Source organism: Acuticoccus sp. MNP-M23, from assembly GCF_031195445.1.
GTDB lineage: Bacteria > Pseudomonadota > Alphaproteobacteria > Rhizobiales > Amorphaceae > Acuticoccus.
On sequence record NZ_CP133480.1, the window covers coordinates 179,185 to 199,129 of the forward strand.

Consider the following 19,945-nt stretch of genomic DNA (forward strand, 5'->3'; position numbering starts at 1 on the left):
CTCAAGGAACGTCATCGCGGTTGCGCAATGGCCTTTGCTGCATCTGGTTCTTGTTGCCGGACGTTGGCAGCGCGCGCTTGTTTGCAGAGTTCTGCTAAAATTCTTCGTAAAGGCGCAGTACCGGCAACGCATTGAAAATAGACCGATCGAGAACAGATCGTGATGATCTTGCGCAGCCCCTGAAGATCCATGTCGGATCGGTCCGTGAGAGGAAACACCTTCAATGTTCGCCTTGTAAAATAAGGCGGCTTGTTGCCGTGGCCCGCTCATCCGGCCCGTGCCCCTCATCCGCTGCCATCAGGGTCGTCGAGCCGGTTGATGGCGGGATCGAAGGACCAGACTTGGGTGCTCTCCGGCTGGATGGCGCGCGCCCATGCCCCGAGCCGGTCTTTCTCGATCCGGCGTTCGGCCATCCGCGCGGCAATCTCGCCAGCGTTCCAGCCTTCGGTGAGGCGGGCGCGCAGCGCATTGCGCACGGTCTGGTGGGCCGGGTCCGCTGCCAGATTGCGGGTTTCCAGGGGGTCTGCGGCAAGGTCGAACAGCTGGTCGGGCGCATTGTCGTAGATGATGAGCTTGTGGTCGCCCGAACGGATCATCCGCTGCTGCACGGCGCGGCCGCCGGTCCAGGCCGGCACGGCGTCGGTGCAGTATTCGGAGAAGGTTTCGCTCTGCCACGGTGCGGCGGCATCCTGCGCCAGAGCCCAGAAGCTGCGGCCATCGGCGTGGGGCAGTGGCGCGCCGCCCATCGCCTCGATCATGGTCTGGCTGAGGTCGGTGAGGTTGACCACCTGGTCCCGCACCGCGCCCGCAGGCAGGACGCCCGGCAACCGCATCACCAGCGGGACCTTCACCGATTCCTCGTAGAACGTGTGCTTCCACCACAGGTCGCGCTCGCCCACATGGTCGCCATGGTCGGAGGCGTAAACGATCAGCGTGTCATCCATCAGCCCCGCCTCGCCTAGCGCGGCGAGCACGCGGCCGATCATCTCGTCCATCCGCGCCACAAGGCCCCAATATGCAGCGCGCGCCCGCGCCACGGCATCGGCCGGCACATCGTCGATGCCGCGGTTCCCGCGCCACCAGGTGTGGAACGGGTGGTCTGCGGCCTCGGGGCCAAGGTTCGGCGGCGGCACACGGTCCGCGTAGGCCTCGAAGGCGGCCCGGTCCACAACGTAGGGCGGGTGGGGCAGCATCAGGCCGACAGTGAGCGCAAACGGGGTCCCGCTGGCAGCATGCCGCGGCGCCTCCTCGCGCAGCCATTTGACCGCGGCTTCGGTCACGTCTTCGTCCTTGGCCTGGTAGGCGCCATGGCCGGGGCCGCTTTTGGCCACCGCTTCGGGCTGCGGATCGTTGGTGCCGGCCAGTACGCCGAGCGAATGGCGCGACGTGCCCGGCCAGTTGGGGCTGTGGTCGCCCACATGGCGCTCCGCATAGCCGTGCAGCTGGTCCGGCCCCAGCGCATGCATCCGGCCGATCAGCACCGGCCGCGCCCCGGCCGCGCCCATCGCGTGGAGCCATGTGGGGAGGTCCGAGCGCAAGATATCGTCGTTGGTCCAGCACTCCTGCCGGTGGGGAAAGCGGCCGGTCAGCATGCTCATCCGGCTTGGGACGCACACTGGCGAAGGGCAGTAGGCGTTGGTGAAGCGCACGCCTTCGGCTGCAAGCCGGTCGATGTGCGGGGTATCGACCACCTTGTCGCCATAGCAGCCGGTGACAGCCGGTGTGTGCTGGTCGGAAAAGAGAAAGAGCAGGTTGCGGGGTTTTGCCATCGGGGCGTTCTGCCTCTTGTTGCGGGGCGCATGGTGCCGGCGGTGCCCCAACGCAATTGACGAGTTCGGACGGTAATCTTAGGAGTTTGCCAAAGCGCACCGGCTTCGTAACGTGCTTCAATGGGATCCGGCTACACGAAAGCCATGGCCGGTCAGTCGCCGCGGCTGGGCAAGCAAGGACGAGTGGTGTGAGCCAGGCTTTCACGTTGACCCTCGCAAGCTCTGACGATCCCGGCCTGCTTGCTGCCGCGGTCGAAGCGTTTGCCGAAGACCAGGCGCTGCCGATGAAGTCGGCCTTCACGCTCGATCTGGTGCTGGAAGAGATCGTCACCAACATCATCAACCACGGCGCGGGACCCGGCGGCGCCACGGTCGACATCACGGTCCAGCGCGACGGCGACGCCCTCAAGGGCACTGTGCGCGACAACGCTGCCCCGTTCGATCCGCTGACCCGGCCCCCGGTCGATGTCAGCGCCAGTGTGGAGGAGCGCGAGATCGGCGGGCTCGGCATCCATCTTGTACGCGAAATGACCGAGACTCTGGGCTACACCTATGCCGACGGGCACAACGTGCTGACCTTCACGATCGGCCTCAAGGAGTTAACGTGAGCGAGCTGACACTCAAGACCGAAACGGTGGACGGCGTTGCCGTCTTCATCCCAGCCGGACGGATCGACTCGCAGACATCGAAAACATTCGAGGAGGCGGTGCTCGCTGCCATTGCCGCCGGCTCCACACGCATGGTCTTCGACTTTGCCGATCTCGCCTACATTTCCAGCGCGGGCCTGCGGGTTGTGCTTCTGGCCGGCAAGCGGGTGCGCACGGCCGGCGGCAAGCTGGTGCTGGCGAACCTCCAGCCGGCCATCCGGGAAGTCTTCGAGATTTCCGGCTTTCTCAACCTCTTCACGGTCACAGACGACCGTGCAGCAGCGGTGGCCGCCACCGCCTGACGCGGACTGTGCTTTCCTGCCGCCTCAGGCGGCGCCGCCGCGCAACGGGCCGAATTTGAGCTGGCCGATGCCATCGTCCTGTGCCCGGCACGCAAAGGCCGCCTCCCCGGCCTGAAACCGGTCCTGCGCCTCGTCGATCCGTCCCGCTTCCATCCACTGGCAGTCTGCTGCCGGGCGAACGGGCGCGGCCACCGGGCGGTGGTTCACATAGCGCCAGCCATAGGGTTTGCGCACCAGCGCAACCGTTGCAAAGCCGCACTTCAACAGGTTGCGCATGGACGGGATGTTGCCGGGCGAGGCCTTGGCAATCACGTGGCTGGCGCCAAGGCGGGCGGCCTCTGCAATCCGCGTGTCGATGATCGCGCGTTGCAGCCCGCGCCTCCAGTAGGCCGGTGCCACCGCGGAACCGTCGAGCACCATCAGCGGCGCCTCGGCCGGAACCACACTGGCAAGGCCGGTCCGGTCGTGCTCACTGTCCAGCACCGGCCGCAGAACACCGTAGGCGATGAGCTGCGGCCCGTCGCGAAAGCCGACGATCCCGCCGCCGACTGCGAAAATCTCGTCGAAGAATGCCGGCTCGTCGGGCCGCACCGCTGCCGGATTGGGCAGGCGCGACAGGGCGCTGAGGTACAGGCGGTACACCTCGTCGACATCCCCGCGCGTCAGGCGGACCTCGTCCAGCGTGGAGGCGGCGGCCAGGGTCATGTGAGGACGTTCGCGTAGCTCAACATGCCCAGCGGCGGGTAGAGTTCCATCTCGCGCGCCAGCGGCATGTTGATGATGAGCGCGAACCGCTCCAGCGTCTCGATGGGAATTTCAGCCGGCGCCGTGCCGGTCACCAGAATCTGCTCGGCCTTGTAGGCGGTGAGCTGCCCCAGCGAATAATAGCGGCAGACGAGGCTGATGAGGGCTGACCGCTGCAGCAGCTCCACCGCCGAAAAGCCGGGCAGCCCGAGCGCCGTCGCAGCCGGGGCCACCTGCTCGATGTTCTGCGACAGGAACGTGTCCGGCAGATAATAGAGCCACTCGGCGCCTTCGGCAGCCAACTCTGCCACCAGAGCGGGGGCGGTCGACGCATCCGGTTTGCCGTCGGCACCCAACGCAAACGTGCGCTCCAGCAAAGTGAAGCCCATCTCGCCCTCGATGCTGCGCAGGTCCGCGACAATTGCGTTCGAGTTCTGCTCGGTGGGCGTATAGAGCACGCCCAGCCGCTTGAACGGGCGGTAGGCGTCCATCGCGCGGAGCTGCGGCGCGGCCGGCACCACGTGAGAGGTGCCGGTGATGTTGCGCCCGGAAGAGGCGCGGCTCGGCACGACGCCCGCCTTCACCGGTGTCGATACCATGGTGAAGACGCCCGGAATGTCGGTGATATAGCGCGCGGGGTCGGGGTCATCGTCCTTGCCGAAGGTCGCCAGCGTGACCGGTGTTCCCCATGTGTAGACAAGGTCCGGCTTTGCCTCACGGACTTCCTTCAGAATGTCCGGCACCCGCGAAGGGTCCAGCTCGGCAGAGCGGTGGGTGATTTCCACGTCGATGCCGCGTTGCTCCAGATAGTCGCGGAAACCGCGTTCCACATCGGTTTCGCCGCGGTATGTGATCTGAAAGATCCTGAACGGGTCTCTGGCTCTCGCGATCCGCGGTGCGGAGAGGGCCGCAAGGCCGCCAAGCACGGTCCGGCGCGATACGCCAATCATGTCATCTCCCCCACTTCAACCGAGGTGCCGGACCGTCCGGCGAGCCACGCCGTCAGCCCGAACACGAGCCCGCCGCCTGCCACGATAACGGCCGTTGCCACAAGCGCCACTTCGGCGGACCACATGGTCCACAATGCGCCCACAAACAAAGGCCCGAGCGCTGTGCCAAGCCTCTCCACCAGACGGAACACACCGTAGACCCCGCCCTCCGAAAGGTCCGGAATGATGCGGCGGCCGATTTCACCCACCAGCGCCGACTGCGGCGTCGTCGAGATGCCTTGTGCAATGCCGATCTGCGCGACCATGGCAGCGGCGCCCCACGGCGCCGGCCACAGGTAAAGATGCCCCACGGCGCTGGCCGCCGCCAGAGCGCCGCCGACCACAAAAGGCGTCCGATTTCGCGCATTGTCGCTGAACGCCGAGATGGTGGGCACCACAATCAGCATGGCGAGCCCGTAGAGCATCAGCACCCGGCCGATGGCCGAATCCTCGAACTGCCCCTGCAGCGCCAGCGGCAGATAATAAAAGCACACGCCAATCAGGAGCATCTTGGCCGGGAGCGCGCAGCCCACCAGAAGCGTCGCCATCAGCGGGCGTTTCAGGACCGTGGCAAGATCGGACAGGCGCACCGCCCGTCCGCGGACCGCATTCTGCCCGGCGGTGGCTGGCAGCGCCACGTAGGCGCACGCATAGGCGGCAAGCGCCATGGCGGCGCTGACGAGGAAGGTGGTGTTCTCGCCCAGCCGATCGGACACGATGCCGCCAATGGGCGGCCCGCACAGCATCGCCGCCATGATGGCCGAAACGAAGAGGCCGATGCCGCGCGCCCGCTGCCGCGAATCCGTCCGGTCCACAATGAACCCCTGCGCTGCCACGAACACCGCGGCAAAGCCGATGGCGGTGACGGCGCGAAAGCCGATCAGCTCCGTCATTGTGGTGGCGAACGCCGTACCGGCAAAACCGAGCGCTGCCACCAGCGCGCCTGCCCGCAGCGCGCGCGCCCTGCCAAAGCGCTCGGTGACCCCGTTCAGCCAGGGCTGGGACAGGGCCACGATGGCCATGAAGATCACCATGGGCGCCGCAATCACGAGCTGGGTGGCGGTACCGCTGGCGCCATGCGCCACACTGGCAATGTAGTGCGGCAAAAATGGCCGGGTCATTTCCTCGGCAAAGAAGAACAGGAACACCGGGGCGCGGATGGCAACCAGCGAAACCGGCGCGGGCTCTGAGCCTTTGCCGATGTTGTGGGCGGCCGCAAAGGCTTCAAGCCGGGCGGTGGACGCTGCATCCCCCGCCTCCGCCGCCTGGAGAGCCAGGCGCGCATGGCGCGCGCGCAACTTGTTGACGCGGTGGTCGATCGCATCGATCTCGGCGGCGATGGGTCCACTGCCGCCCACCGGCGGCAGCAGGCGCAGATTGCCTTGCCTCACCGCATCCAGCCGCAGGCTGAGGCCGCGAAACCGCTGCGCCGATGGCAGCGCAAACGCAAAGGCCGTCAGTTCCAGCGCCACCAGCACCGCAACCACCAGCAGCACCAGACCGTCGACCCACAAATCGCGCACCAGCGTCTGCGCCACATCCACCGGCACGGCAATCTCCACCCGTCCGGCGGGCTCGCCGTCAGGCCCGACGACAGGTGCATGAACCCGGCGCCATTCGTCTGCAGCGTCGGTATTTGCGAACCGGCTGCGCTGGACGCTGGCCACGATATTGCCGTTCTCGTCCTCCAGCGCAGCCGCCGCGAACTGGGCGTTCTCGTCCAGCGCATTCTGCAGCACGGCGTTTGCGCCCACGAAGCGGTCCACCGGAATGCCGTAGCCCACGGCTTCGGACGAAAGGCTGGCGATGGAGCTGGCAACGCTTTCCGCCTTGCGATCCAGAGCAGGCACCAGAAGCGCGCGTGCGCCTTCGACGGTCTGCCAGGAGATCAGCGCCAGCCCGGCAATGAGTGTCGCCAGAACGATGGCAAGGACGGCAGCATCGGTGCGGCGGTTCATGTGGCGCGTGCCTCATGGCCAGGCGGGCGCGCCATCTGGGCGGCAATGGCGTCCTGTTCACGGGCAATATCGGCAAGGATGGCTGCGGTTTCGGGCGGGACGCGGCCTTCGGCCGTTTCGGGGCCGAGGAGGCGGCTGACCGCGCCCCGCACCCCGAGCGAGACCAGCACGATGAGCACCAGCGCCCCGGCAAGGCCGGCAATGAGCGCGGTGCTGATCACCCGCGGCGCCAGCGGCGCAAGCGCGGCATACACCCGCTGAGGGTCGGCAATGGCCATCACCTGCCCCTCCACGGTGCCAAAGGCGGAAATGATGATCGCGCTGCGCAGGGTTTCATTGCTGTCCTCGAAGCCTTCGCCGGCAACGGTCCCGCTCTCGAACAGCACCCGGCCATCGAGCGCTGCAACCCGCAACGCGCCGATGGCCGGATCGGCGGACATTTCACGCTCCATCGTGCGCTCCAGACCGACCTGTCCGGCAAGCGGCAACCCCAGCATCAGTGCGGTGTGGGCTTCGTTGGCGATCCGCCGGCTGACGGTCTCGAACCGCTCCCCCGTCAGCTCGACATAAGCGGCGCGCACGCTGGCATAATTGAGGTAAGCGCCGAGCAGCAACGTCACCGCCAGAAGCGGCAGGAGCGAGGCAAGAATTGCCAGGGCGAGTGCGCGCACGATCACCCCTTTTCGGCTTGGCGGCGTGTGGTCCGGTCTGCCGGAAGCTTTCGTCGGCGGTGCAAGGCCACGGCGGGACAGGAATGCACACGACGGTCGCACGGCGTCTTCGCGTGCAGGCTTGCTCGCCACCCCCGATCTTGTCAACGTCGTCACGGCGTGATGGGTGGAACCGAAGTTACGCACCTGACGGGCTCTCCCCCGGGTGCTAGAGAAACATCATGGGTCGTTTTTCCGTCTTAACTTCAACGGTTCTCATCGCCGTTCTGGGCGTCATCGCCTACACGCTCGTGGCAACGCGGACGATGGAACGGTCTGCCGCGCAGCTTGCGGCCGCCCAGTTCGATTTCATTTTATCGCGCGCCGACGAGGCCATCGAACGCAATCTCCACCTCGGCCTGGCGCTGGGCGAGGTGAACCAGGCCTCCGCCGCGCTGGAGCGTGCCATGTCGCGCTCGCCCTCCATTCTCGGTGCGGACGTGATCTCGGTTGGCGGGACGACCCTTTATTCAACCGATCGCGGCGCCCTTGGCGAACCCATTCCGGACCGGTGGCGCATCGCCATCAACGACACGCACAACGAGACCTGGCGCGCCGAAGCCTTCGATAGTGTGACCATGGGCCGGCCGGTCAGCAACGATTTCGGTCAGGTCGAAGGGTGGGCCGCCCTCATCATCGACCGCGACGCCCTCTCCGCTCCACTTTCCGAAGCGCCGCGCACGGTGCGGATGATGCTGCCGGCCATCATCCTCGTGGCTCTGGGAGCGCTGGTGATTGCGGCCGTCGTGATCCGCTGGTCCTACCGCAGGGCATGGATCGACCTGAAGACACCGCCCCCGCCGCCGGAGCGGCGCGATGCGTTCGATCAGGCCAATCTCCGCGCCGTCGAAAGCTGTGCAAACACCAATGCGGTGCTGGCCCAAGTCCGCACCGAAATCCAGCGGCTCGATGCCATTGTCTGAGCCAGTCCCGTCACATCAGGCCGGCCAGCGGGATCTTGCCGGTGCCCGCCGCGCCGACAGGGCTGCCTTCGTGCTGGCCCTCTCGGTCGGCGCGGTGGTGCTCGTGGCAACGCTCTGGCTTGCGACCATCATGATCCAGCCGCGCCTCCAGCGTCTGGAAGTGGCCTCCACCGAAGCGGCGCAGACCCTCGCCAGCGCCGTGGCCGAGGACTTTGCCGAGGCCGTCGCCCTTGGCATTCCCCTTCCCCAGATGCGCGGCGTCGATGATTATCTGAGCGCTGTCCTGCGGTCGGATAACCTTGTTTCCGCGGTTCTCGTGCTCGGTGCCGAGGAGCAACGCCTTTTCGCCGTTCCTGCGCGAACAGCGGTGCCGCGGCCGCTGGTGCGCGCGCAGATCATGGTTGATGACAAGGCGGTGGGCACCATCATCGCCGGTCCCTCGCCGCAGATCGCCGAAACGGCCAGACTGCACCTGCTGCGCTCTGCCATTGCGATGGCTCTTCTTGTGGGGCTGTTGTCCGGCATCCTGTTTCGCATCGCGCTTCTGGAGCGGTTGAACCTGCCGCAGGCGCGCCTTGGTGCCGCAGCCGGCGCTGTCGGCCGCGGAACGTTCGGCGAATTCACACCGCCGCGGGCCGGCGCGATGCTGGCGCTCGGGCGCAGTGCGGGGCTGCTGCTTGCCCCCATCCGGCGCGAATACCGCCGCCTCGTCGCCCTCACCGACGAGGTGCGCGCGCTCGACACGTTCGGCCGGGTCCGCACCGAAATCGACGATGCGCTCGCTCCGCTGGCCGCCTACTCGTTCGACAGGCCGCGCAAGGGCCGGATGCTGAGCTCGGCAAATGCCCTGTGGTGGCCGTTCGCAGCGCTGGCTGCGCTGTTCACGCCGCGCGCCCTCGTTGCAAGCTTTGCCGCCGACCGGGTCGACACGGTCCATGTGCCGCTCGCCATCGGCAGTGCCGTCGGCGCCAATGCGCTGGGCGCCATTGTCGGCCTTGCGGTTGCATTCGCCCTTGGCGGACGCGCGCCAAAGCTGACGCCGCTCTTTTCCCTCCTGATTGCAGCCGCCGCCATCGGCGTCACCGCCATTGTGCGCGACCCCTACATCTTCACCGCCCTCCAGTGCGCGGCCGGGCTGTTCGGCGCCATTGCGGTCGGCAGTACATTTTGCACCGAAGGCGCATTCGCCCGTCTCCCGTGGCGGGCCGGGATTGTGCTGATTGGTGCGGCCGCCGTGGGGCCCACCCTTGGCGCACTCCTGGCCGAAGCTGCGGGCCGCCGGATCAGTTTCGCCACCGTCGGCGTCCTCACCGCAATCATCGCGCTCACCGCAGCGGCCGGACCGCCGCGCCGTCGCGCAGCACGGCGGCCGCGCTGGGGCCTTCCGCTTTCCACGGCGCTCGGGCTTGTGTCGGCAAGTTTTGCGGTGGTCACCTGGATCGACATCAGCTTTTCCGCAGGCGCCATGCGGGAGGATTATGCAGGTCTCGGCTACGTTGCGGTTGTGACGGGCGCCGCGGCGTTTTTGCCCTTTGCCCTCTCCGGCCCGCCGCAGCGCGCCTTCAGCGTCGGCGGCGCCGCGCTGGTCGTGGCGCTGTTTGCAGCTGCACTCTTCGCCGAACCGGCGCTGCTTTCCACGCTCGGGGTTGCCGCGGTGGTGGGCCTTTCATTCGGTCTTGCGGTTCGGGGCGCCGGCAGCCGCGCTTTCGGCTTTGGCGGCGCAACCTGCCTTGCGGCCGGCACCCTCCTTGCCGGCGCGCTCGAAGCCGGTAAATTCCTCGTCCCGGCGCTTGGCAGCACGCTCGCCCTGGCCATTGCGGTGGCCGCCCTTGTCGGCGTCATCGCCACCGTGCGGAGGCGCTAGATGCTGCTGCGCACGCGCGTCACACTCCTGTTTGCCTGCGCGATCGTCCTGATCGGGCTTGCGCTTCTGGCTGTCGGGTTTTCCCAGCGCCAATATCAGGCAGACAGGCTGGGCGCCATTGCGGTCGCGCTGCAACGCTCCCTGTGGGAAAATCTGGTCGCCAACAAGATGGAAGACCTCGAACCCATCGCGACGGATCTTGCGGCGCGCATTGCCACCCTTGCACCAAGCCTCTCGCGCGATGATGTGGGCAAGGTCATCGGCGATTCGCCCGCCGTCACCAGCGGCATCACGGTTCAGGTGGTCGACCTCGACGCCGAGCTCGTCAGCGCCAATGCGCCCCTGTTCCGCGCCGCCCCGCTCATCGATGCACGCGAGATTGCAACGCTCACCGGCCGCGAGCAGATCATCGCGGGCCTGCGGCAGGATTCGCCGGACCGCTTCATGATTGCCGTGATCCGGCCCATCGTCATCCGCGGGGTCCTCGCCGGGGCTCTCAGCGTTGCCGTGGACGCAGCGGCAACGCTGCAAGAGCTGGCGCTCGACATCGGCGAACCGGCCTATCTTCTCTCCCCGCGCGGACGGCTTGCCACCGGAACGGACGTTGCCCTGTGGACCGAGGCCGCCGACCAGCTTCCGCGCCGCCCCCGCGAACCGCAATTCATCGCCACAGCGACCCGTGACTACTACGCCACCCCCATGACACTGAACGACATCAGCGGCCGCCCCACCGGCACGCTTGTGGCGCTGCGCGATGTCACCGAGAGCCGCGAAGCCAGTGAGCGGGTGGAGCGCCTCGGGCTGATTGGCGTTGCGCTCGCCGGGCTCATCATTCTGGCCGGCGTCTATTTTCTGATGCGCAACGCATTCAAGCCGCTCGAAGGCGCCGTCGGCGCGCTGGATGCGCTGTCGAAAGGCGACCTGTCGCGCCCGCTCGAGTCGGAAGGCACCGGCGAGATCGCGCGGATCGGCGAAGCCGTCGCCGTGTTCCGCCGCAATGCCCAGCGCCTCAACGAGCAAGATGAGGGCATTGCCCGCCAGCGCCGGCGACAGGAGCGGGTCATCCGCCGCGAACTTCAGCGCCTTGCCGAGCTTCTGGACGACGAGGGCCGCGCGGAAATCCTCTCCGACCTTGCCGAAGTCCTGCCCGACGGCAAGGCCGGCGTCGCGCCGGCCAACACCGAGCTTGCCACGCTCGCCACCCTTCTCCAGCGCATGTCGACCCGCATTGCCGACCAGCAGACCCGGCTGACCGAGCTGATCACCGAGCTGAAGGCCGCCATCGTCACGCGCGCGCGCCTCGCCGCTCTCGAGCAGGAGCTCGACATTGCGCGCGAGTTGCAGACGAGCTTCCTGCCCAAGCCGCTGCCGCCGCACCCCTCGTTCGATGTCTTCGGGTTGATGGAGAGCGCCAAGGAAGTGGGCGGCGACTTCTTCGATATCTTCATGATCGACGAGAACCGGCTCGGCATGGTGATTGCCGACGTGTCGGGCAAGGGCGTCCCGGCCGCGATGTTCATGGCGATCACGCGCACGCTGATCCGGGCAACGGCGCTGACCTCTCCCTCCCCGGCGGCAACCGTTGGCGAGGTGAACAGCTTTCTGGCGGCGGACAACGAACAGATGATGTTCGTCACCCTCTTCCACGGCGTCCTGCATCTCGATACCGGCGAGTTCGCGTTCGCCAATGCGGGCCACAACCCGCCCTATGTGCTGGCTGCCGGCGGGCTGGTCACGCTGCCGCGCGCCAGCGGCCCCGCCCTCGCGGTGGTGGAGGACATTGCCTACAAGGATGATAGTATCGTCCTTGCGCCGGGCTCCACATTCTTTGCCTACACCGACGGTGTGACGGAGGCGTTCTCCCGCGATGGCACCGAATACGGCACGGACAAGCTGGAAGCGTTCATCGTGGCGCACGCCGCCGAAACGCCGGCGGCCCTTTGCGCCGACGTGCGCGCCGATGTGCTGGCCTTCGAGGACGGCGCCGACCAGTTTGACGACGTGACATGCTTCGCGCTGCGCTACGACGGCGCTCCGCCCGCCGCCTAGCCTTTTGCGAGCGGCGACCCGTTGTGGAACACCCCGTCCCATCCCGCTGGTGGCGGGGTGACCGCGTAGGCCGTGGCGCGTGCCAGCATCAGCTTCGACGGGCCATCGTCCGGCTTGTCGGCCAGCAGCGCCACGAACCCGTCGCGCGCCGTGGCAAATTCTGCAGCGCGCATCATTTCCACCAGCGCCTCGTATCGCTGCGCGTGGGCCAGCGTTTCGGCCGCAACAGTGCCGGCCGGGCCGAGGATGGTGAAGATGCGCACCGGCCGGTGCGAGCCGCGCACGGTGATCCGGTCCAGCTCGCGGAAGGAGAATACATCCGAAGCGCGGGCCTGCGTATCCTCGGAGACGACAACGCGCACGCCATAAACCTTGGCCAGATCCTGGATCCGGGCGGCAAGGTTCACCGCGTTGCCGATGACGGTGTAGTTGCGGCTTTCGGGCGGGCCGATGTCGCCGGACAGGACGTCGCCCGTGGCAACGCCGACCACAGCGTCGAGACGCTCGCCATTCTCCAGCCCCTCGGCCACCACTTCGGCGCGCAGGGCGTCCACCGCGGCAAGCTGCCCGAGGGCGGCGCGGCAGGCGTCGGCGGCCTGCGTGTCGGTGTTGGTGAAGGGCGGCCCCCAGCAGGCCATCGCCGCATCGCCGATGAACTTGTCGGTGATGCCGCCCGCCTCGCCGATGGGCCGCGTCACGGCGGTCAGGAATCGGTTGAGAAGGTCGGTCAGGCGCTCGGCTTCGAGGCGCTCTGACCAGCCGGTATAATCGCGCATGTCGATGAACGAGATCGTCATGTCGCCGCGCCGGCTCCGGGCCTCGTCCCCGCGGGACAGGATCTCGTCGACGATGCGCGGGTCCACGTATTCGCCGAACAGGCGCTTCAGCTTGCGCCGCTTGCGCTGCTCGGTGGTGTCGGAGAAGACGACGACCACGCCGAAACGCTGCGTGGTCCCGTCCGGGTCGAGGTGGGTGAGAAAGCTGGACGAAACCCGCAGGTCCACCGGCTCGCCGGACTCGTCCGCTGCGGCGAGCACGATGTCGGTGCTGTGCACGACCTCGTGCTCGTAGACAGCGCGCAGCACAAGCTCGTTGAAGTCGTCGAACCGCTCTTCCAGCAGGAATTCCTCGGCGAACGCCTGCCCCAGAACATCGTCTGGCGCCTTGCCGAGAATTCGCCCGGCCGCCTCGTTGAAGGTGATGATGCGCCCGGTGAGGTCGATCGCGACGACACCGTCCCGCATCGAATCCAGGATGCGTTCCGAAAGCAGTGCGTCCCGATCCTGGCTCATCGAGGCATCAGATTTCGAGGCCGCCGGTGTCGCGCAGGAACGCCACAATCTCCGCGACACCGTCGCCGGCCTTGAGGTTCGTCATCAGGAACGGGCGTTCGCCGCGCATTCGGGTGGCATCGGTGCGCATCACGTCGAGCGAGGCACCGACGAAGGGGGCAAGGTCGGTCTTGTTGATGAGGAGGAGATCGGACCGCGTGATGCCGGGGCCGCCCTTGCGCGGGATCTTCTCGCCGGCCGAAACGTCGATCACATAGATGGTGATGTCGGCAAGCTCGGGCGAGAAGGTGGCGGCAAGGTTGTCTCCGCCCGATTCCACCAGCACCAGATCGCACCCCGGAAACTTGCCGCGCATTTCCTTGATGGCGGCAAGGTTGATGGAGGCGTCCTCGCGGATGGCGGTGTGGGGGCAGCCGCCGGTCTCCACGCCCATGATCCGCTCCACCGGCAAGGCTTCGGCGCGCGACAGGATCAGCGCGTCTTCCTTGGTGTAGATGTCGTTGGTGATGGCGACGATGTCGATCTTGTCGCGCAGGGCCTTGCACAGGCACTCCATCAGCATTGTCTTGCCGGAGCCGACCGGCCCGCCGATCCCGACCCGGAGCGGCCCGTGTGCTGTGCGCGTCATCAATAATCCTTCCCGCCATGGCTCGGCGTACCGCTGGCAAGGCGCCAGCGCATCGAGCCGTCATCAAAAGTCAGAATTCGGAGGCGAATTCAACCGTGGCGCGCGTCCGATCAGGAGCGGAACAGGCGCACATGCTGATCTTCGTGGTGCATGGAGGCCACGTCCAGCCCCGGCGTGAAGCCGCCTGCATCGGACAGCGGCGCCGCAGCGCTCTCCCGCGCAATCTCGGCGCAGACGGGGCCGAGGTCGCGCGTCAACCGCTGCCCGTCGGTCTGCCCCAGCGGGACGAGGCGGACGGCAGCGGAAACGAGGTTGGCGGCAAAGCCCGAAAGATGCGCCTGCACCAGCGGCACCACCGGGACATTGTAGGCCGCTCCCACCACGCCAACGGCAATGGCAAGCGGGATGGGCGTGTCTTCCGTCAGGAGCGTCTGCCCCGGCCACACCGCCTCTGTGACGGCGATGAAGGCCGTCCCCTGCTGCACCGCCTCCTCCCACCGCTCGCGCGAGGGCGCCAGCGCCCTGGCGAGCGCCAGAAGGCTGTCGACGGTGGCTTCATCTTCAGCCAAAGCCGCGGCATGGGCGTGGGCGATGAAGACGCCGTCGGTCCATCCGGCGCCGTGGCGGAGCGCAGCCTCGATGGCACCGAACGCTGTGGCGCGGTCGCGGATCGCGCCGGTTTCGCACATCATTTCCAGCCCGTGCGAATAGCTGAACGCGCCAATGGGCAACGCTGGCGAAAACCACGCCAGAAGCAGCGCCTGAACACGCTCCGCCTCGTCGGCATAGGCGTCAGTCATGGTGGTGGTGATGGCCGTGATCGTGATCGTGGTCGTCGTGGTGGTGGTGATGATGATGGCCGCCACCATCGGCGTAGGCGCCGGCCTCGGGGTCGAACGGGGCTTCCAGCGACTCCACGCGGGCGCCGAGACCCTCGGCCATGGCGGCCAGCACATGGTCCGGCTTGATCCGCAGGCGGTCATCGAAGAGCGCGGTGGGGGTGTGGCGGTTGCCAAGGTGCCAGGCCAGGCGGGTAAGCGCGAACCGGTCGGCGGCGTGAATGTCCATCACGGGCTCCGCCTCCGCCTCGATCACCAGCACGCGGCCGTCGTCCATGGCGATCCGGTCCCCGCCCCGAAGGCGCGTTGCCTGTGCAAGGTCGAGGAGCACCTTTTCGCCGCCCTCGGCCGTGAGTGTCAGCCGGCGGCGGTGGCGAAGGTCGAAGTTGAGGCGCGCGCGAAGCGTTGCGGCGTCCGGCTGCTCGCCATCAGCCAGAAGGTGGTGGGCACGGATCAATTCGGGTCTCCTTCAAACACGTTGGCCTCCACCCAGTCCGCCGCCATCTCCGCCCACTCGGCGTCGGGCCGAATATGGCCGCCCGGCCACAGGGCCAGTTCCAGTGCGGTGCCGGGCGCGCAGCGCGTCCACTTGCGCCGCCAGTACCGCCCCTCGGTATCGAACACATCGGCCCGCAGCAACTCGCAGCCATTCTCCTCGCGCCACCGCGCCAGCCCCTCGAAGATGTCGCCCTGATAGATTGCGCCGGAGCGCAGCGGCCGCCCTTCCAGCGGCACGGTCTGGTCCCGCCACCCATGGGTGTGAAGGAGCTTGACCGGCCCGTCGCAATCAGCCGGATGCGGGCGCCAGAAGCCGCCGGCATAGGGGGTGTAGCCGGCAGCAACGCCCGCATCGCTGCAAGCAAGATACCACACCAGAGAGCCGCCGATGGAAAAGCCGGTGAGGATGATGCGGTCCGGATCGACGTCGTGGTTTGCCGCAACGTCCGCGATCAGATCGCGGGTAAAGGCCAGTTCGTCGCGCTGGGCGGGGCTTTCGGGACGGAACGACCAGCCGGGGCCGAAGCGCGAGTCTGGCCGCTTGAGCCCGTTCGGCGCCACCACCGCATAGCCGCGCGCGTTGAGGGCTTTGGCGAACGCCATCTCGCGGATGTTGGCGCCCGACGCCCCTGCTCCGTGAAAATAGATGAACGCCGGCACCGGCCCCCTGGCGTCCGCCGGCATGGCGATATGATAGGCGCCGCCTTCCATCACGCACGGATCGTCCGCGCCGCCGCAGTCCGCCAGCGCGGGCGCGGCCGCCGCGAGGCCGATCAGCCCGGCGGCAATCATGCGGAAATATCCCATCGCCGTTCCCCTTCGGTTGCGAGGCGCAGCGTCGTGCGCCGCACCGCTGCCGTCAACGCAAGGTGTGGTGATTGCTGTCAAAAATCGAAGCTCAGATTTTCCGGCTTCGGCGGCTTCTTCGGCTTGGTGTCGACGCGCAAAAGCTGCTTGAGGGTGGCAAGCTCGTCGGCCTCATGGGGCGCCTTGTCCCAGCGAAGCCGCGAGACGCGCGGAAAGCGCATCGCAACGCCGGACTTGTGGCGGGTGGAGCGCTGGAGGCCCTCGAACGCCACCTCAAGCACCAGCCCGGTGTCCCGCTCGTGCGTCACCTCGCGCACCGGGCCAAAGCGCGCGACCGTGTGGTTGCGCACGAACTTGTCGATTTCCTTCAGCTCGGCATCGGTGAACCCGAAATACGCCTTGCCGACCGGCACCAGCGCGCCTTCCGCGTCCCAAACGCCGAACGTGTAGTCCGAATAGAACGACGAGCGCTTTCCCGAACCGCGCTGGGCGTACATCATCACCGCGTCGATCACGAACGGGTCGCGTTTCCACTTGTACCACGGCCCCTTCGGGCGGCCGGGCACATAGGCGCTGTCGCGGCGCTTGAGCATCACGCCTTCCACCGCGGCCGCGTCTTCCCCCGCCCCTGCCGACGCCGGGTCCTGCCGCGCCGCAGCAACGTCGGCCCACGTGCCGAACGGGAAGGTGGCGGACAGATCGAACATCGCGTTTTCACGCGCGGCGAAGGCTTCGAGCCGCGCCCGCCGCGTCTCGAAGGGGAGCGGACGAAGGTCCTCGCCGTTTTCGGACAGGATGTCGTAGAGGCGGACCTGGGCCGGGTAGTCGCGCAGCATTTTCGCGCTCACCGTGCGACGGTTCAGGCGCTGCTGGAGCACGTTGAACGGCTGCACCAGCCCGCCCTTGACGATGAGCAGCTCCCCGTCCACCGCCCCGTCGAATTCGACCGCGTCGCAGACATCGGGAAAGCTGGCGGAAATATCTTCGCCGGAGCGGGAGAACAGCCGGACCACATGGCGGCCCTGCTTGTCGTGTCCGGCGGATATCTGGATGCGGATGCCGTCCCATTTCCACTCCGCCACGAAGGCGGCCGGGTCTTCGCTTTTTTCCAGCTGCTCAAGGTCTGTGGGGCTGGCGAGCATGGGGGTGCGGAAGGGGGCGGGATCGTCGCTCTCCGGCGCCTCCGCCCGCCCCTCCAGCCACGCAAACAGCGGGCCATAAGGCGGCGACAAGCCGTGCCACACCTCTTCGACGGCGTTGGCATCCACCGGGGCAAGGCGGGCAACGGCGGTTTTCGCAAGCCGCGCGCTGACGCCGACCCGCAGCGCCCCGGTGATGAGCTTGAGGAGCGCCCAGCGGCCGATCTCATCCAGATCGTCCAGCCAGGCGGCCAACTGCCCGGCAAGGCCCGCCTTGCCGGTGCTCTCCAGCGTGGTGATGACGTCCGACAGTTGCGGCCCGGCCGGCGGGTTGTTGTGGCCAGGGGTGCCCGGCGCCGCTTCGGCCGGGGCACGGTTCGGCCACATTAGCGCTACGGTTTCGGACAGGTCGCCCACATAATCGCGCGACAGGGCGAAGAGGACCGGGTCGGTCCGTTCGGCAATGAGCGCGCGGATGAGGCCGGGCTTGGCGTGCTGGAAATTGAGCGCATCGGTCAGAGCGGCCAGCGCGTAGCCGCGTTCGGGGTCCGGCGTTTGCCGGAAATAGGCTTCCATCAGCGCCAGCTTGCCGTTGCGGCGCGGCTCGTAGCTCAGCCTGTCGAGTAGATGCGCAAACCCCTGCATCCCGCCGATTTTAGCGCGCTGCGCGCGAAAGCGAAGGGGACAAGCGCCGGGATGCGGGAGAAACGGGTCGGCCGCCCTCCCGCATGGTCCGGCCTGGCTTTATTGCGCCGTTGCCGGTTCGGCGGCTTCCGGTGCGGGCGTTTCGGCTTCCGCCGCCGGTTCTGCTGCTTCCGGCGCGGGCGTCTCGGCTTCCGCAGCCGGTTCGGCCGCTTCCGGTGCGGGCGTTTCGGCTTCCGCTGCCGGTTCTGCCGCTTCCGCTGCGGGCGTTTCGGCTTCCGCGGCCGGTTCGGCTGCTTCCGGTGCGGGCGTGTCGGCTTCCGCTGCCGGTTCTGCCGCTTCCGCTGCGGGCGTCTCGGCTTCCGCGGCCGGTTTGGCTGCTTCCGCCGCGGGCGTTTCGGCTTCTGCGGGCGCCTCGGCCGGTGCGCTGGCAGCGTTCGCCGGTGCGCTGCGCATGGCGTCAATCTGCGCCACCAGTGCGTCGCGCTGACGGGTCCAGAGTTCTGCGTCGCGCCGCAGGTCCTTGATCTCGTTTTCCAGCGTCGCGCGCCGTCCGCCAAGCTCGCTTTCGAGGTTGGAGAGCTGGCGGCGAACATCGTTCATTTCCGCGCCAACCCGCGCCACATCCTGCCGGGCGTCGGCACGCTCGGCCTCAATCGCGGCAACATCGGCCTCCAGCGTTGTCCGCTGCTCCTCGAGCTCTGCAATCTTTGCTTCGGCTTCAGCGCGTTCGGCCTTTGCGTCGGCAATGTTAGCAGCGCGCGCGGTCCGAGCGACCTCGGCATCGCTCGCCAACAGCGCAGCTTCCGTTTTGATGCCCATCACCTCGGCATCCAGCGCGTCGCGTTCGGCCGTCAGCGCGACAATCTGCGCGTCCAGCTCCTCGACGTCTGCGCGCATCGCATCGGCCTTCGCCGCGTCGGCTTCCAGCGTCTCCTGCCGGGCCGTCAGTGTGGCCACGGCCTCTTCTGCGGCGCGCTGGTCCGCTTGGGCCTCATCGCGCGCGGTGCTGACGTCCGCCAGCTCGTCCTTGCGCTGCGCCAGCGCCTTGTCGAGCGCGGCGGACTCTGCCTGGAGTTCCGCCAACCGCGCTTCAGTCGATTTCTGCTCCTCGGCAAGCGCCGCAAGCGTCGTCTCCAGCGTCTGACGCTCGGTTGCCAGCGTCTCGCGCGCTTCGCTCACCCGTGTGCGCGCCTGCTCAAGTTCCGCCTTCACGCTGTCGTGCTCACGGTTCAGCGCTTCCAGCTGCGCTTTCGTCTCCGCCAGTTCGCTGTTGACCGCCTCTGCCTCCGCCTGCGCCTTTTCGACGGCAGCTTCCGCCTCGTTCTGCTGGGTCGCCGTTGCATCGAGCGTCGCGCGCGCTGCCTTCCGCTGGTCGGTGAGGTCGGCCAACTCGGCGGTAAGCTTCGCGGTCTGGTCTTCCAGCGCTGCCACCGCGGCGGTCTTCTCCGCTGCATCCTTCTGCGCAGCGGCAAATGCAGCCTGTGCGGTCGCCCGCTCCTCCTCCAGGCCCGCAACCGCCGTCCGGGCGGCGGCCACATCCGCCTCGGCCGTCGCCCTGGCTTCGCTCAGCGCTTCATTTTCGGTCTTGAGCGCGGCCAGCGCGTCCTTTGCTGCGCGCGTTTCCGCCTGCACGCGCACCAGCTCGGCGCGGTCGGCATCGGCGGTCTCCAGCGCCGTCTCGGCCTCGGCCAGCGCATCGCGGGTGGACTTCAGCGCACCGGATGCGGCCTGTGCATCAGCCTGCAGCGAGGCAATTTCCGAGGTGATCGCCCCGTGCTCGTCCTGCCGCGCATCAAGAGCCGCAGACGCGTCCTCGATCCCCTGCTTCAACGTTTCAAGCTCGGCGGTTGCCGCTTCAATATCGGCGCTCAGCTGATCGCGCGCGGCGGTGATAGTGCCAACCTCCGCCTTGATTGCATCCAGCGAGCCCGCTTCGCCCTTCAGCTCGTCGATCTGGGAAGTGAGCTGGGCAACCTGATCGTCAGCATCCAGCGTCAGGGTCGCCACCTGGTCCCGAAGCGCTTCGCGTTCCTGGAAGAAGTAAACGGCCGCAGCCAATGAGGCCACGGTGACGAGTGCAAGCACGATCGTGAAGAAGCGAGACATATTTGCAGTCGACCCCGTTTTGTTGCCAAAGCTGGC

The 19,945-nt window shown here is 67.5% G+C and carries 17 protein-coding genes; 5 read left to right on the forward strand and 12 right to left on the reverse strand.

Annotation, left to right across the window (positions count from 1 at the left end):
• Positions 1-284: 284 nt before the first annotated feature.
• Positions 285-1,769 carry a sulfatase-like hydrolase/transferase gene (locus RDV64_RS00835; RefSeq protein WP_309197397.1) on the reverse strand — a complete coding sequence of 495 codons (1,485 nt, stop codon included), beginning with the start codon at positions 1,767-1,769 and terminating at the stop codon, positions 285-287.
• 188 nt (positions 1,770-1,957) lie between these two features.
• On the opposite strand from RDV64_RS00835, the gene RDV64_RS00840 reads away from it, so the two are divergent.
• On the forward strand, positions 1,958-2,377 hold the full coding sequence (locus RDV64_RS00840) for an ATP-binding protein (RefSeq protein ID WP_309197398.1): 420 nt from the start codon (positions 1,958-1,960) through the stop codon (positions 2,375-2,377).
• Positions 2,374-2,718, forward strand: coding sequence for an STAS domain-containing protein (locus tag RDV64_RS00845; protein WP_309197399.1), 345 nt, complete (start codon positions 2,374-2,376; stop codon positions 2,716-2,718). The genes RDV64_RS00840 and RDV64_RS00845 overlap by 4 nt, the downstream gene beginning before the upstream one ends.
• Positions 2,719-2,742: 24 nt before the next feature.
• On the opposite strand, the gene RDV64_RS00850 is transcribed toward RDV64_RS00845, so the two are convergent.
• The 4 genes from RDV64_RS00850 to RDV64_RS00865 are packed head-to-tail and all read right to left on the reverse strand — an operon-like array spanning position 2,743 to position 7,080.
• On the reverse strand, positions 2,743-3,423 hold the full coding sequence (locus RDV64_RS00850; RefSeq protein ID WP_309197400.1) for a GNAT family N-acetyltransferase: 681 nt from the start codon (positions 3,421-3,423) through the stop codon (positions 2,743-2,745).
• Positions 3,420-4,412: an ABC transporter substrate-binding protein gene (locus RDV64_RS00855; RefSeq protein ID WP_309197401.1), complete on the reverse strand. Its 993-nt coding sequence runs from the start codon at positions 4,410-4,412 to the stop codon at positions 3,420-3,422. Before RDV64_RS00855 ends, RDV64_RS00850 begins: the two co-directional genes overlap by 4 nt.
• A complete protein-coding gene (locus RDV64_RS00860; RefSeq protein ID WP_309197402.1) occupies positions 4,409-6,409 on the reverse strand; it encodes an MFS transporter in 2,001 nt (666 codons plus the stop codon). The genes RDV64_RS00855 and RDV64_RS00860 overlap by 4 nt, the downstream gene beginning before the upstream one ends.
• Complete coding sequence (locus tag RDV64_RS00865) at positions 6,406-7,080, reverse strand: hypothetical protein (RefSeq protein ID WP_309197403.1); 675 nt, start codon at positions 7,078-7,080, stop codon at positions 6,406-6,408. The genes RDV64_RS00860 and RDV64_RS00865 overlap by 4 nt, the downstream gene beginning before the upstream one ends.
• A gap of 221 nt (positions 7,081-7,301) precedes the next feature.
• Here RDV64_RS00865 and RDV64_RS00870 point away from each other — a divergent pair, with 221 nt between their 5' ends.
• From RDV64_RS00870 to RDV64_RS00880, 3 genes are read left to right on the forward strand one after another with little or no spacing between them, the layout of a single operon-like run.
• Positions 7,302-8,042, forward strand: a complete 741-nt coding sequence (locus RDV64_RS00870) for a hypothetical protein (RefSeq protein WP_309197404.1) — start codon at positions 7,302-7,304, stop codon at positions 8,040-8,042.
• Complete coding sequence (locus RDV64_RS00875) at positions 8,035-9,906, forward strand: hypothetical protein (protein WP_309197405.1); 1,872 nt, start codon at positions 8,035-8,037, stop codon at positions 9,904-9,906. Before RDV64_RS00870 ends, RDV64_RS00875 begins: the two co-directional genes overlap by 8 nt.
• Positions 9,907-11,955, forward strand: coding sequence for a SpoIIE family protein phosphatase (locus RDV64_RS00880; protein ID WP_309197406.1), 2,049 nt, complete (start codon positions 9,907-9,909; stop codon positions 11,953-11,955).
• Here RDV64_RS00880 and RDV64_RS00885 read toward each other — a convergent pair.
• The 7 genes from RDV64_RS00885 to RDV64_RS00915 form a co-directional block, all read right to left on the reverse strand.
• Positions 11,952-13,247, reverse strand: coding sequence for an adenylate/guanylate cyclase domain-containing protein (locus tag RDV64_RS00885; protein ID WP_309197407.1), 1,296 nt, complete (start codon positions 13,245-13,247; stop codon positions 11,952-11,954). The two genes, RDV64_RS00880 and RDV64_RS00885, sit on opposite strands and share 4 nt — an antisense overlap.
• 7 nt (positions 13,248-13,254) lie before the next feature.
• A complete protein-coding gene (ureG, locus tag RDV64_RS00890) occupies positions 13,255-13,875 on the reverse strand; it encodes an urease accessory protein UreG (RefSeq protein WP_309197408.1) in 621 nt (206 codons plus the stop codon).
• Positions 13,876-13,985: 110 nt separating this feature from the next.
• Entirely contained in the window at positions 13,986-14,744 is a 759-nt protein-coding gene (locus RDV64_RS00895) for an urease accessory UreF family protein (RefSeq protein WP_309197409.1), read from the reverse strand.
• The gene (locus RDV64_RS00900; protein ID WP_309197410.1) at positions 14,668-15,171 is read right to left on the reverse strand and encodes an urease accessory protein UreE; all 504 of its coding nucleotides are present in this window, start codon (positions 15,169-15,171) and stop codon (positions 14,668-14,670) included. The genes RDV64_RS00895 and RDV64_RS00900 overlap by 77 nt, the downstream gene beginning before the upstream one ends.
• A complete protein-coding gene (locus RDV64_RS00905) occupies positions 15,168-16,019 on the reverse strand; it encodes an alpha/beta fold hydrolase (RefSeq protein WP_309197411.1) in 852 nt (283 codons plus the stop codon). The genes RDV64_RS00900 and RDV64_RS00905 overlap by 4 nt, the downstream gene beginning before the upstream one ends.
• 77 nt (positions 16,020-16,096) lie before the next feature.
• Positions 16,097-17,803: a cisplatin damage response ATP-dependent DNA ligase gene (locus RDV64_RS00910; protein ID WP_309197412.1), complete on the reverse strand. Its 1,707-nt coding sequence runs from the start codon at positions 17,801-17,803 to the stop codon at positions 16,097-16,099.
• Positions 17,804-17,902: 99 nt separating this feature from the next.
• Positions 17,903-19,909, reverse strand: a complete 2,007-nt coding sequence (locus tag RDV64_RS00915) for a hypothetical protein (RefSeq protein WP_309197413.1) — start codon at positions 19,907-19,909, stop codon at positions 17,903-17,905.
• Positions 19,910-19,945: the final 36 nt, after the last annotated feature.

Coding starts and splice junctions, on each gene's coding strand:
- RDV64_RS00855 (WP_309197401.1), bottom strand. CDS start 4,412: ATGATTGGCGTATCGCGCCGGACCGTGCTTGGCGGCCTTGCGGCCCTC.
- RDV64_RS00905 (WP_309197411.1), bottom strand. CDS start 16,019: ATGGGATATTTCCGCATGATTGCCGCCGGGCTGATCGGCCTCGCGGCG.
- RDV64_RS00860 (WP_309197402.1), bottom strand. CDS start 6,409: ATGAACCGCCGCACCGATGCTGCCGTCCTTGCCATCGTTCTGGCGACA.
- RDV64_RS00895 (WP_309197409.1), bottom strand. CDS start 14,744: ATGGTGGCGGCCATCATCATCACCACCACCACGACGACCACGATCACG.
- RDV64_RS00835 (WP_309197397.1), bottom strand. CDS start 1,769: ATGGCAAAACCCCGCAACCTGCTCTTTCTCTTTTCCGACCAGCACACA.
- RDV64_RS00885 (WP_309197407.1), bottom strand. CDS start 13,247: ATGAGCCAGGATCGGGACGCACTGCTTTCGGAACGCATCCTGGATTCG.
- RDV64_RS00910 (WP_309197412.1), bottom strand. CDS start 17,803: ATGCAGGGGTTTGCGCATCTACTCGACAGGCTGAGCTACGAGCCGCGC.
- RDV64_RS00870 (WP_309197404.1), top strand. CDS start 7,302: ATGGGTCGTTTTTCCGTCTTAACTTCAACGGTTCTCATCGCCGTTCTG.
- ureG (WP_309197408.1), bottom strand. CDS start 13,875: ATGACGCGCACAGCACACGGGCCGCTCCGGGTCGGGATCGGCGGGCCG.
- RDV64_RS00915 (WP_309197413.1), bottom strand. CDS start 19,909: ATGTCTCGCTTCTTCACGATCGTGCTTGCACTCGTCACCGTGGCCTCA.
- RDV64_RS00850 (WP_309197400.1), bottom strand. CDS start 3,423: ATGACCCTGGCCGCCGCCTCCACGCTGGACGAGGTCCGCCTGACGCGC.
- RDV64_RS00880 (WP_309197406.1), top strand. CDS start 9,907: ATGCTGCTGCGCACGCGCGTCACACTCCTGTTTGCCTGCGCGATCGTC.